9 protein-coding genes and 1 pseudogene are annotated in these 12,234 nt (G+C 60.2%); 6 read left to right on the top strand and 4 right to left on the bottom strand.

Annotated elements, in window-relative coordinates; all coding sequences use genetic code 11:
• Positions 1-186 precede the first annotated feature (186 nt).
• Positions 187-1,899, bottom strand: coding sequence for an FAD-dependent oxidoreductase (locus ACCC96_RS04465; protein WP_413695093.1), 1,713 nt, complete (start codon positions 1,897-1,899; stop codon positions 187-189).
• A 175-nt stretch (positions 1,900-2,074) separates the two neighbouring features.
• Here ACCC96_RS04465 and ACCC96_RS04460 point away from each other — a divergent pair, with 175 nt between their 5' ends.
• The 4 genes from ACCC96_RS04460 to ACCC96_RS04445 all read left to right on the top strand — a co-directional run bounded on the left by ACCC96_RS04460 (position 2,075) and on the right by ACCC96_RS04445 (position 5,895).
• Positions 2,075-2,851, top strand: coding sequence for an IclR family transcriptional regulator (locus ACCC96_RS04460; RefSeq protein WP_019650918.1), 777 nt, complete (start codon positions 2,075-2,077; stop codon positions 2,849-2,851).
• A 117-nt stretch (positions 2,852-2,968) separates the two neighbouring features.
• The gene (locus tag ACCC96_RS04455) at positions 2,969-4,024 is read left to right on the top strand and encodes a Gfo/Idh/MocA family protein (RefSeq protein ID WP_413695092.1); all 1,056 of its coding nucleotides are present in this window, start codon (positions 2,969-2,971) and stop codon (positions 4,022-4,024) included.
• A 2-nt stretch (positions 4,025-4,026) separates the two neighbouring features.
• A complete protein-coding gene (locus tag ACCC96_RS04450; protein ID WP_413695091.1) occupies positions 4,027-4,842 on the top strand; it encodes a sugar phosphate isomerase/epimerase family protein in 816 nt (271 codons plus the stop codon).
• 174 nt (positions 4,843-5,016) lie between these two features.
• Positions 5,017-5,895, top strand: coding sequence for a DMT family transporter (locus ACCC96_RS04445; protein WP_413695090.1), 879 nt, complete (start codon positions 5,017-5,019; stop codon positions 5,893-5,895).
• A gap of 6 nt (positions 5,896-5,901) precedes the next feature.
• On the opposite strand, the gene ACCC96_RS04440 is transcribed toward ACCC96_RS04445, so the two are convergent.
• The 3 genes and pseudogenes from ACCC96_RS04440 to ACCC96_RS04430 form a co-directional block, all read right to left on the bottom strand.
• Positions 5,902-6,690, bottom strand: a complete 789-nt coding sequence (locus tag ACCC96_RS04440; protein ID WP_413695155.1) for a methyl-accepting chemotaxis protein — start codon at positions 6,688-6,690, stop codon at positions 5,902-5,904.
• A 66-nt stretch (positions 6,691-6,756) separates the two neighbouring features.
• Positions 6,757-7,524, bottom strand: a pseudogene (locus tag ACCC96_RS04435) (MCP four helix bundle domain-containing protein); the annotation flags it as partial.
• A 97-nt stretch (positions 7,525-7,621) separates the two neighbouring features.
• A complete protein-coding gene (locus tag ACCC96_RS04430) occupies positions 7,622-8,959 on the bottom strand; it encodes an MFS transporter (protein ID WP_019650923.1) in 1,338 nt (445 codons plus the stop codon).
• 488 nt (positions 8,960-9,447) lie between these two features.
• Here ACCC96_RS04430 and quiC point away from each other — a divergent pair, with 488 nt between their 5' ends.
• A complete protein-coding gene (quiC, locus tag ACCC96_RS04425) occupies positions 9,448-11,349 on the top strand; it encodes a 3-dehydroshikimate dehydratase QuiC (protein ID WP_413695089.1) in 1,902 nt (633 codons plus the stop codon).
• A gap of 103 nt (positions 11,350-11,452) precedes the next feature.
• On the top strand, positions 11,453-12,130 hold the full coding sequence (locus ACCC96_RS04420; protein ID WP_258671217.1) for a TetR/AcrR family transcriptional regulator: 678 nt from the start codon (positions 11,453-11,455) through the stop codon (positions 12,128-12,130).
• Positions 12,131-12,234 lie beyond the last annotated feature (104 nt).

The following is a 12,234-nucleotide window of genomic DNA, read 5'->3' as shown; positions in this document are numbered from 1 at the left end:
TCCTCGTTTGAATATGGTGATGAGTGTTGCTGGTCAGTGAGAGCGGCGCCAGTCCGGTCGTCTGTCTTTTACTGCGCACGGAATGTTTCAGACTTGTATTGAACACGGATAGCCCAGCGAATTCCTTCAGGGCGACAGGTTTTTACCGAGTGGGCGAATGCTTGTCTCGAGAATCACTGATCAAACTCACTCCATACCGGCGATATGCCGTGCAGCGATGTAACCGAAAGTCAGCGCCGGGCCAAGATTGATGCCCCCGGCGGGATAGTGCCCGCCCATGATGCTGGCCATGTCACCGCCCGCCGCATACAGCCCGGCGATGGCTTGACCGGATGCGTCGAGGACTTGCGCGTGTTCGTTGACCTTGAGCCCGGCGAAGGTGCCAAAGCAGCCGGGCTGAACCTTCACGGCGTAGAACGGGCCTTGTTCAATCGGTGCGACGCACGGGTTGGGCTGCTGCAACGCATCGCCCTGTTTGCGGTTGTAGGGCGTCGAGCCACGACCGAACAACGGATCTTCACCGTTGCGCGCATGCCGGTTGTACTCATCCACCGTGCTGAGCAATCCGCTTGGGTCGATGCCGCAGGCCAGGGCCAATTCCTCGACGGTGTTGCCGGTTTTCAGATAGCCACTGCGGATAAAGGATGACAGCGGTACTGGAAAAGGCCGAGAAATTCCCAAGCCGTAACGCCGCTGGAAACCATGGGTGCAGATCAGCCAGGAGGCGACTTCTTCACCCTGCGGTGCGGCGGCGACCATGGCCGTCACGTAGTCGTAGTAGCCGTCGGCTTCGTTGACGAAGCGCTGGCCGTTGCTCAGCACACCGATGATTCCCGGTTTGCCGCGTTCGATGATGTGCGGGAAGTGGCCGATGCTGCCGTCACTGTGCGGTACTTGCGAAACCGGTGCCCAGGCCACGGGCGATGCCATGTCGGTGCTGACCCGCGCACCGGCGCTTTCACCCAATCGCAAACCATCACCAGCGACGCCGAGAGGCGGCAGCGCCAGGTGTTCGTTGCCGGTCGGTGTGCGAGGGAACAGTGCCTTGCGCCGCTCGATGTCATTGGCAAACCCGCCGGCCGCGAGCAACACGGCCTTGCGCGCACGGATGCGGGTTTTACCTTTGGCGGTGCTGACAACCGCGCCTCGCACCTGATCGCCTTCGCGAAGCAACCCGGTCACCGGTGCCGATTCCCAGAGCAAGACGCCCAGGTCTTCGGCGGACTTTGCCAGCCGTGCTATCAGCGCAACGCCATTGACCAGTTGCATCGCCCGGCCATGAACGGCGAGGTCGAGCAGGTGCCGGGTAAAGCGCCGGGTCACGTGCCATGCAGCGGGCAAAGAGCGAGTCAGGTTGAGAAATGCGCTCAGGTCCGCCCCTGCCATGATCGGCATGCCCATAAACGAAGTTTCCCGCATGGTTTTGCGAAGACGCTTCAGTAGCTTGCCGACTTTTCGCCCGTCATAAGGCGCAGCGATCACCGAGCGTCCACCGGTGCCGGCACCCGGCGTGTCGCCATGAATGTCGGCGATGGCGTTGCCGTCGGCGAATTGCAGGGCGGTGTGCTGCTCGAAGAACGCAACCATTCGCGGGCCAGCTTCAAGGAACGCGTCGATCATCGCCGGATCGTAACGCTCACCCAATTCGTGCTTCAGGTAAGTGCGCGGTTGCTCGACGTCTTCAACGATGCCGGCACGACGCGCCAGGGGATTGCACGGCACCCAGGCCCATCCACCGGACCACGCCGTGGCGCCGCCGAACACCGGGTCTTTCTCGACCACGATCACTTTCAAACCATGCCAGGCCGCGGTAACGGCTGCGGACAACCCGGCCGCGTCGGAGCCGACGATCAGCACATCGCATTCGATGTCCGCAAGGAGGGTGGATTCGGCAGGCATCGTCTAAAAGCTCCATCGCGTATTTTTAGAATTTGATTCCAGAAAATATAAGAATGAGATTGGCCTCGGCAATCATTCAAGGGCGTAAAGAGGGCGTTTATCGGACAGCGGGTTCCAGATTTCGCATTACGTGGTTTGTCTTCTAGAATCGGCAAAATTTCGAGTGGAACCCCCCATGGCCGGCAGTCAGATCGAACGTGTTTTCAGCGTGCTGGAAAGCCTCACCAGTGACCCTCGCGGCCTGCCGATGCAGACGTTGGCGGAGCAACTGGACATCCCCAAAAGCGCGACCCACCGTCTGCTCGCCGAGCTGATTCGGTTAGGTTACGTGCGACAGAATCCGGAGAACCTGCGCTATCACCTGTCGACCAAACTGGTGGCGATGGGTTTCCGTTACCTGTCGAGCAGCGGCGCCGATATCGTGCAGCCGGTGCTCGATCGCCTGGCCGAGGAAACTGGTGAACTGGTGCGCCTTGGCGTTATTGAAGGCGAGCGGCAGGTCTGGATCGCCAAGTCTCAGGGTGCCCGCTCGGGCCTGCGCTACGACCCGGACATGGGCCGTGATGCGCCGTTGTTCTACACCGCCTCGGGCCACGCATGGCTGGCGTGCATGAGCGATGCCGAAGCGTTGTCGCTGGTGGAGCGTCAGGGGAGCGAACGGCCGAAAGACCTGGGGCCAAACGCGCCGCGCTCCAACATTGAATTGCTGGAGCGTCTGCGTCTGGCGCGAGAGCAGGGCTATGCCTGGGTCGAAGAGAGTTCGGCCGTGGGCACCTCGGCGATTGCGGCGGTGGTGCGCCACCCTGGCGATGGGCGAGTGATCGGTGTGCTGAGCATTGCCGGGCCAAGCGCGCGGATGCCTGGGGCACGGTTGCATGAGTTGGCGCCGCTGTTGTTGAAGTTTACTGAAGAGCTATCGGCGGCAAGTCTGGCTTCTGAGTTGTTCAGCTGATGTTTAATCGTGTGCGCTGTTCGCACACTTTTATGGTTCGCTTGTGTAAGAATCTGGAACCTGGTTCTAAATTATCGGAATTCATCCTTCCGACAATAATCACAAGAGGACCGCAGCATGACTTCGCCCCTTCGCATCGCCCTGATCGGTGCCGGCAACATGGGCCAGCAGCATTACCGGCATCTGCAAACCCTGACGCAAGCGACGTTGTGTGCGGTGGCCGATCCCGGCCCACAAGCGGCAGGCCTCGCGGCCGAATGGGGCGTGGGGTATTTCGCCGATCACCGTCAGATGCTGGAGCAGGTGAAGCCAGACGCGGTCATCGTCGCCAACCCGAACACACTCCACGTCAGCACGGCGCTCGATTGCCTCGCCGCCGGCGTGCCGGTGCTACTGGAAAAACCGGTCGGTGTGCACCTGGATGAAGCGCGCGAACTGGTGGCTGCGTCGAAAGCCACCGGTGTTCCCGTGCTGGTCGGCCATCATCGCCGGCACAATCCGTTGATCGTCCGCGCCCATGAACTGGTGCAGGGTGGCGCTTTGGGGCAGCTGACGACGGTGACGGCGCTCTGGCAGTTGCGCAAACCCGACAGCTATTTCGAAACGCCATGGCGCCGCGAGCCCGGTGCGGGGATGTTGCTGACCAACCTGATTCATGACCTCGACCTGCTGCGTCATCTGTGCGGCGAAGTGCGGCAGGTGCAGGCGATCACCAGCAATGCGGTGCGCGGGTTTGCCAACGAAGATTGCGCGGCGGTGTTGCTGCAGTTCGACAATGGCGCACTGGGCAGCCTGACCGGTTCCGACGCGGTGGCGGCGCCCTGGAGTTGGGAGCTGGATTCAGGGGAGAACCCGGTCTATCCGCGCCAGGCCGATCAGCCGTGTTACTTGCTGGCCGGGACGGGCGGTGCGTTGAGCATTCCGCAGCTCAAGCGCTGGCACTACGCCGACGTCGATGGCGGATGGCATGAGCCGTTGCTGGCGGAGCAGGAAAGTTTCAGCGCCGATGAAGCATTGCGTTTGCAGTTGCAGCATTTCGTGCGCGTGGCGCGCCGGGAAGTCGAACCGTTGGTGAGCGCTGCCGATGCTGCGCGCACCCTGGCGCTGGTTGAAGCGATTCGCGAGGCCGCCGAAACCGGTCGTGCCTGCACCCCGATGTTGATCGAGGAATGAACATGAGTGAGCGGATCTTTTCCCTGGCCAGCCTGACCGTGCTGGAGTTGTCTCCGCCGCAGATGGTGGACGTTGCGGCGCGTGCCGGTTACAGCCATGTCGGATTACGCCTTGAACCGGCGACACCCGAAGAACATCACTTTGCGCTGGTAGCCGATGTCAGTTTACGGCGTGAGACGCTGGCACGTCTGCGCGATACCGGCATTCGTGTGCTGGATGTTGAAATCCTGCGCCTTAAACCGCAAACCGTCGTCGCCGACTTCGAGAAGATTCTGGCGGTCGGAGCGGAATTTGGTGCCAGTGAATTACTGGTGGCCGGTAACGATTCTGACGAGCAGCGACTTACCGAGAACTTCGCCCGGTTGTGCGATCTGGCGGCATTTTATGGGCTGCATCCGCACCTGGAGTTCATGCCGTGGACCGATGCGCGCAACCTCGAACAAGCGGTGCGCGTCGTCGAAAACGCTGACCGTGAAAACGGCGCGGTGTTGGTGGACGCGTTCCATTTCGACCGATCGGGTTCGCGGCTGGAAGATCTGGCCAAAGTTGCCCCGTCACGGTTACGGTATGCACAGCTGTGCGATGTTGCGGGACCACGGCCAACGGACATGGCGGAGATTTTGCGTCAGGCGCGTAACGAACGGCGTTTTCCGGGCGATGGCGATTGTGATCTGGCGGGGTTGTTGCAGTGTTTGCCGGCCGATATTCCGTTAAGCCTGGAGATTCCCACCGTGAAGTTGCTGGAGCAGGGCGTGAGCGGTTTGCAACGGGCGCAGATGGCGTTGGATAAAACCCGGGAATTGTTGGCGCGCCTTTGAACCTGTGGCGAGGGAGCTTGTCGGACCGCCGCACCGTCCCGTTCGGCCGCGAAGCGGTCGTCAACGACCTGTTATATGCAGTGACGGAACACCTTTGCTGATTTGGGGACTGCTGCGCAGTCCAGCGGGAGCAAGCTCCCTCGCCACATTCTGATTTGATTCCAGAGGCCTTGCATGACCATCAGCACACCGCTCTCCGGCGTAAACAAACCCTTCAAAGGGATTCTGCTGATCGTCGTCGCGACCTTCCTCTTTTCCAGTCACGACGCCTTGTCGAAATATCTATCGGGTTTCTATCCGATCGTCATGGTGGTTTGGGCCCGCTATGTGGTTCACACCTTGCTGATGGCCGGGATTTTCCTGCCGCAATCGGGGTTGCGAGTCCTGCGCACCAAACGGCCGTTGCTGCAGTTGTTCAGGGCGTTGTGCCTGTTGGGTACCAGTTTGTTTTTCACCACCGGTTTGCAGTACATCCCGTTGGCCGAAGCCACGGCGGTCAACTTTCTCGCACCGGTTCTGGTCACCGCGCTGTCAGTGCCACTGCTGCGTGAGCGGGTCACTCGTGGCCAATGGATCGCAGTGATTTGCGGATTTGTCGGCGTATTGATTATCGTCCATCCCGGCGGTGATCTGTTCACGCCAGCAGTCTTGCTGCCGCTCTGCTCGGCGCTGTTTTTCTGCTTCTATCAATTGCTCACCCGCAAGCTCAGTGAAATCGACAGCCCGACCACCAGTAACTTCTTTGCCGGTCTGTGCAACACCCTGGTGATGAGCGCGTTGGTGCCGTTTTTCTGGAAAGTGCCAAGCCTTGGGCATGGATTGATGATGGTTGCACTGGGCGCCTGCGGGATGACGGCGCACCTGTTTCTGACCCAGGCGTTCCGCCACGCCGCCCCCGCGCTGCTGGCGCCGTTCGGCTATTGCCAGATTGTCTTTGCCGGATTGCTCGGCTGGTTGCTGTTTTCTCACACACCGACCCTGACCACAGTGGTCGGGATCGCCGTGATTTGCTGCAGTGGGTTGGCGGCGGCGTGGCAACAAAGCCGCCGCTGAGGCCGGTCAAAACCTGAAACGCACCACCAGGTTTTGCAGGCCGTCCGCCAGTCGCGACAACTCCTGGCTGGTGGCGCTGGTCCGGGTTGCGGCATCGGCGCTTTCCAGCGACAGGTCGCGGATGTTCAGCAGATTGCGATCCACCTCACGGGCCACTTGCGCCTGTTCCTCCGAGGCACTGGCGATCACCAGGTTACGTTCATGGATCTGCTCCATCGCCCGGGTGATTTCTGCCAACGCCAGGCCCGCCTGTTCAGCAATCGACAGGGTTTCGGCGACACGCTGACTGTTGTCGTGCATCGACATCACCACACCGTTGGTATCGCCCTGAACCCGGCCAATGATCTGTTCGATCTCCCGGGTTGATTGCTGAGTGCGATGCGCCAGTGCCCGAACTTCATCGGCCACCACCGCGAAACCACGTCCGGCTTCACCGGCCCGCGCAGCCTCGATGGCGGCATTGAGCGCGAGCAGGTTGGTCTGTTCGGCGATGGCGCGGATCACGTCCAGCACCCTGCCGATTTCCCGGGACTGCTCGGCCAGGGTCTGAACCTGTTGCAGCGCGATGCCCGCATTGCCGCTCATCGCCTGAATCGAATCCAGGGTTTCAATCACCCGCGCCTGGCCCTGGCTGGCTTGCTGCGTTGACTGGCGAGTGCTGTCGGAAGTCGATACCGCGTTGCGCGCCACTTCTTCCACCGCGGCGGTCATTTCGTTGACGGCCGTGGCGGCTTGCTCGATTTCATTGTGCTGCTGTTGCAGCCGACTGGAGTCCTGCTGAGTGCTCTGATTCATCTGCAGGGCGGCGGCCGCCAGTTGCGTCGACGTGCCGCTGATCAGTTGCAGGGTTTCCCGCAGGCTGGTCTGCATGGCCGACAGGGCCTTGAGCAAGCGTGCGGTTTCATCGGCGCCGTGGCTGCGGATCGGTTGGCTCAGGTCACCGGCGGCCACTTGCTCGGCCACTTCGACCGCCTGACGGATCGGCATGACGATGCTGCGAATCAACAGCCAGGCCAGGCATAGGGTCAGGAGCGCAACCGCGATCAGCGCACCGATCACGGTGATTTTTACCTGGTTGTAGAGCGAGTCGGCCTGGTTCGCCGAGAGGCTGACTTCGTTGGCGGAAAGCGCCATCAATTCGGCGAACTGGTCACCGGTCTGGGTCGAGTAGTCCTGGATTTTGCCATTGAGCAACGCGGTCATTTCTTCGCTGCGGTTCTCCCGCGACAGCGCTTCGTATTGCGCCAGCGCCTGGCGGTAGCTGGTGACGGTGGCGACGAACTTTTCGTACGGCCCCCGGTTGTAATCACCGACCAGCGGAGTGAATTTTTCCAGCGTCTCTGCAAGCCAACCCTGCACTTGGTGCAGGCGTGTGACGGTGGCATCGAGCACCTTTGGATCGCGGTTGAGCGCCATGCGCAGGCTGAGCACGCGAATGCTCAGGATGTAGTCGCGGATTTCACCCAAGTGGCGAATGCTGGGCAGGGAGACGTTTTCAGTGTGCTGGCCGGTGGCGCGGACCTGCGCGACCTGTTTGAGGGCAAACAGTCCCTGCAACAGGACCAGCAATGCGATGACACCGAAGCTGATCACGGCACGCTTGGCGATGCTCAAGTTACCTGGCGACATGGTGTGCCTCTGTGGCTGTGAGAAAAAAAGGGTGAAATGGATAAATCGCGGCCATAAAAAAACGCAGGCCCGGGATCAGGCCTGCGTTTGTGGTGTATCAATCTTTTACGGTCGGAATCTTGCGCGGTGCCATGAAGTACATCCAGGTCAGCGCGATGAAGTACATCGCCGGAATGATGGTGAACAACACGGTGTAGTTGTTGTTGGTGATGGTCAGAATGTGGCCGACCAACTGGGTCATGAACATCCCGCCGATCGCCGCGCACATGCCGCCGAAGCCGAACACCGTACTCATCATGTGTTTAGGCGTGTAGTCCATCACCAGGCTCCAGATGTTCGCGGTCCAGGCCTGGTGCGCGCCGATGGCCAGGGAGATGGCGAACACCGCGAGCCACAGGCTGCTCGAACCGGCGGCCATGACCACGCCGATGATGCAGCAGGCGAACAGGAACATGGACATCAGTCGGGCCTTGATCGGGTTGATCCCGCGACCGATCAGGAACGAAGACAGGATCCCGCCGCCGACGCTGCCGAAGTCAGCCGTGAGGTAGATGATGATCAGCGGAATACCCATCTGGGTCACGTTGATCCCCAGGTTGTATTGCTGATTGAGGAACGGCGGCAGCCAGTACAGGTAGAACCAGAACACTGGCGCTGTGATCGAGTAGGCGAGGGCGAAGGCCCAGGTGCCACGCATGCGCAGGATTCGCGAGAACGGTACGCGGGATTGTTCCGGTTCGACTTCCTTCTGGATGTAGTCCAGTTCCGATTGTTTAACGCTCGGGTGATCTTCCGGGTTGAAGTACTTCAGGCCCCAGAACAGCAACCAGATGCCGCCCAGCGCTGCCATGCACAGGAACGCGGCTTGCCAGCCCCAGGCGTGAAGGATCAGTGGCAGCAGCATCGGTGTGAACATCGCACCGACGTTGGTCCCGGCGTTGAAGATACCGGTGGCCACGGCGCGCTCGCCAGCAGGGAACCACAACCGCGTGGTTTTCACGCAGGCCGGGTAGTTGGCGGCTTCGGTCAGGCCGAGAATGAACCGGCAGACCATGAAGCCCGCCGCCGAAGTGGCCAGGCCATGAGCGCCGGTGGCCAGGCTCCAGAGCAGTACGGCGAAGAAGAACACGCGCTTCACGCCGACCCGGTCGATCAACCGGCCCTGTAGCACGAAACCGACGGCGTAGCCGACCTGGAACCAGAAGTTGATGTTGGCGTAGTCCATCGCCGTCCAGCTCATTTCCTTGGCGAGGATCGGTTGCATGACGCCCAGGGCGGCGCGGTCGATGTAGTTCAGGGTGGTGGCGAAAAATACCAGCGCCAGCATTCCCCAGCGGGTTTTGCCGACGGCCATGGCGCCGCGGATTTTGTCGCCGATGCCGCCAGTGGCGACGCTTTGGGCCGAAGCCACGCGAGAGCTTTGAGAAGGAAACATGTGTGCCATCCGTTCAATGACTGACAAGCGAGGCTTGTCGGGACTTCAAGGGCGCGTGATCAATCGATGGCGACGGGCGCGGGTGAGATTGATCGGCTGAGGTGTTCTCGTCAGGTGACGACAACGTTTTATTCAGCGAGCGGCACGGTTCGGCCGAGGGGGCGCAAGGTTCGGATGGACACCAGGTCTGGCGTGAGATCGGTGGAGCAAGCAAACAAGGCGTTGAATGAGCGCATGAGCGTGTACCCGTTTTTTGAAATTTTTATGTGGTGTTCAGGGTCTTTGGTAACCGAGTCCATGGGGTCGTGACCGGACTCAATGTGGTGTCGATGGTGCGCAGTGGACGAAAAATCGTCAATTCGCCAACCGCCATTGTGTTCGATAATCGCCCGCAAAACTAACCGGGTAGTACACTTTGAATTGCTGTGCGGATTCGTCAAGCCAATAATTTGCCCAACAAGAATGTCCCCACCACCGGGAGTCGACACATGCAACGTTCCATTGCCACCGTTTCCTTGAGCGGTACCCTGCCGGAAAAACTAGAAGCCATCGCCGCCGCCGGATTTGACGGGGTGGAAATTTTCGAGAACGACCTTCTCTACTACGACGGCAGCCCACGGGAAATCAGGCAGATGTGCGCTGATCTCGGGATCGCGATCACACTGTTCCAACCCTTTCGGGATTTCGAAGGTTGCCGCCGCGATCGCCTGCCGCGCAATCTGGAGCGGGCCGAGCGCAAGTTCGATTTGATGCAGGAGCTGGGCACCGACCTGGTGCTGGTGTGCAGCAACGCCTCGGCCGACTCCATCGACGATGAGCAGATCCTGGTCGACGACTTGCGCCTGCTCGCCGAACGGGCCGGCGCTCGTGGTTTGCGGATTGGTTACGAAGCACTGGCCTGGGGCCGACACGTGAACACATATCAACAGGTGTGGAACATCGTTCGCCAGGCCGACCATCCGAACCTCGGCGTGTTGCTGGACAGTTTCCATACGCTGTCGCTCAAGGGCGACCCGAAGGCGATCGCCGAGATTCCCGGTGACAAGATCTTCTTCGTGCAAATGGCCGACGCGCCGATCCTGGCCATGGACGTGCTGGAGTGGAGCCGGCATTTCCGTTGTTTCCCGGGGCAGGGCGAATTCGATCTGCCGGGGTTCCTCGCGCCGATCATCAAGAGCGGCTACACCGGCCCGCTGTCGCTGGAGATCTTCAACGACGGCTTCCGCGCCGCACCGCCCCGGGCCAACGCTGCCGATGGTTTGCGTTCGTTGCTGTACCTGGAAGAGAAAACCCGCCAGCGTCTGGAACAGGAAGCCGCGCCTGTGGCCAATCGCGAGATTCTGTTCGATACCCCAGGCGCCAGCGAATACAACGGCATCGAGTTTCTTGAGTTCGCCGTGGACGAAAGCCTCGGCGCCAAGCTGTCCCACTGGCTGGAGCGGCTGGGTTTCGTCAAGGCCGGGCAACACCGTTCCAAGAGTGTCAGCCTGTTGCGTCAGGGCGATATCAACCTGATCCTCAACTCCGAACCTTATTCCTTCGCCCACAGTTTTTTCGAGGCCCATGGGCCATCGCTGTGCGCCACCGCCGTGCGGGTCAAGGACAGCGCCAGTGCGTTGGCCCGAGCCGTGGCTTACAAAGGCCAGCCGTATCGCGGGCTGGTAGGCCCCAATGAACTTGAACTGGCAGCCGTGCGTGCGCCGGACGGCAGTCTGATTTACCTGGTGGACCAGGACGCCGACGTCTATGGCACCGACTTCAATCTGCAACCGGCGGCCGTGGCCAGCGGTGGCCTCAAGCGCATCGACCACATGGCCATGGCACTGCCCGCCGACAGCCTCGACAGCTGGGTGCTGTTCTATAAAAGCCTGCTGGATTTCGAAGCCGACGATGAAGTGGTGCTGCCCGACCCGTATGGTCTGGTGAAGAGCCGTGCCTTGCGCAGCCGTTGCAGTTCGATCCGCCTGCCGCTGAACATTTCCGAGAATCGCAACACCGCGATCTCACACGCACTGTCGAGTTATCGCGGTTCCGGTGTGCATCACATCGCTTTCGATTGCGACGACATCTTTGCCGAAGTCAGCCGTGCCAAGGAGGCGGGCGTGCCGCTGCTGGATATCCCGCTCAACTACTACGATGACCTCGCCGCGCGCTTCGATTTCGACGATGAGTTCCTCAGCGAGCTGGCGTATTTCAATGTGCTCTACGACCGTGATGCCCAGGGTGGCGAGCTGTTTCACGTGTACACCGAGCCGTTCGAAGGGCGGTTTTTCTTTGAAATCATCCAGCGCAAAAACGGCTATGCGGGTTACGGCGCGGCCAACGTAGCCGTGCGACTGGCGGCCATGGCCAAATCCCGAAGTGGTGGCGTACGTCAGACAAAGTTGTAGGAAAATCGTAAACACGGGTACAAAACCGCTGCCGCGTGGCTTCCTTCACTGTGCGCAGCGGCCCATAATCGCCTACTTGTGCAGTGATGGCCGTGAGCCCGCAATGACAATAATTTCAGAACTCTCCGTAGCGCCCGAAAAGCCAATTGCCGAGCCTCGCAAGAGTCGCAAGAACAACCCGGAAAAAACCCGCGAGAACATCCTTCAAGAGGCCATTGTCGAGTTCGTCCAGCAGGGGCTTTCCGGTGCGCGCGTCGATGCGATCGCCGAGCGCATCCACACCTCCAAACGCATGATCTATTACTACTTCGGCAGTAAGGAACAGCTCTACGTCGAGGTATTGGAAAAACTCTACGGAGATATCCGCAGCACCGAAAGTCGCTTGCACCTGGCCGAGTTGGCACCGGTGGAGGCGATTCGGCGGTTGGTGGAATTCACCTTCGATCACCATGATCGCAACGTTGATTTCGTGCGCATCGTCTGCATCGAGAACATTCACAACGCCGAGTATGTGAAGCGCTCCGATGCGATCAAGGCGATGAACAACACCATCCTCGATTCACTGGGCGAGATTTTGCGTCGTGGGGCCGCAGAGGGTGTATTCCGCGCCGGTCTCGATCCGCTGGATGTGCACCTGCTGATCAGTTCGTTTTGCTTCTATCGCGTGTCGAACCGTCATACCTTCGGTGAGATCTTTCAGATCGACTTGCCGGACGAAAGCATCAAGCAGCGTCATCGAGAGATGATTTGCGAGTCGGTGTTGCGGTATCTGCAGGCCTGATTTTCAGGACCTTAAAAGATCGCAGCCTCGTTTCACTCGACAGCTCCTACAGGGGTATGGGTACTTGTAGGAGCTGTCGAGTGAAACGAGGCTGCGATCTTTTG

The sequence above is a fragment of the Pseudomonas sp. Pseusp11 genome (assembly GCF_047304405.1).
Classification (GTDB): domain Bacteria; phylum Pseudomonadota; class Gammaproteobacteria; order Pseudomonadales; family Pseudomonadaceae; genus Aquipseudomonas.
The sequence above is the reverse complement of the archived record's forward strand: the minus strand, read 5'-3'. Positions and strand labels throughout refer to the sequence as shown.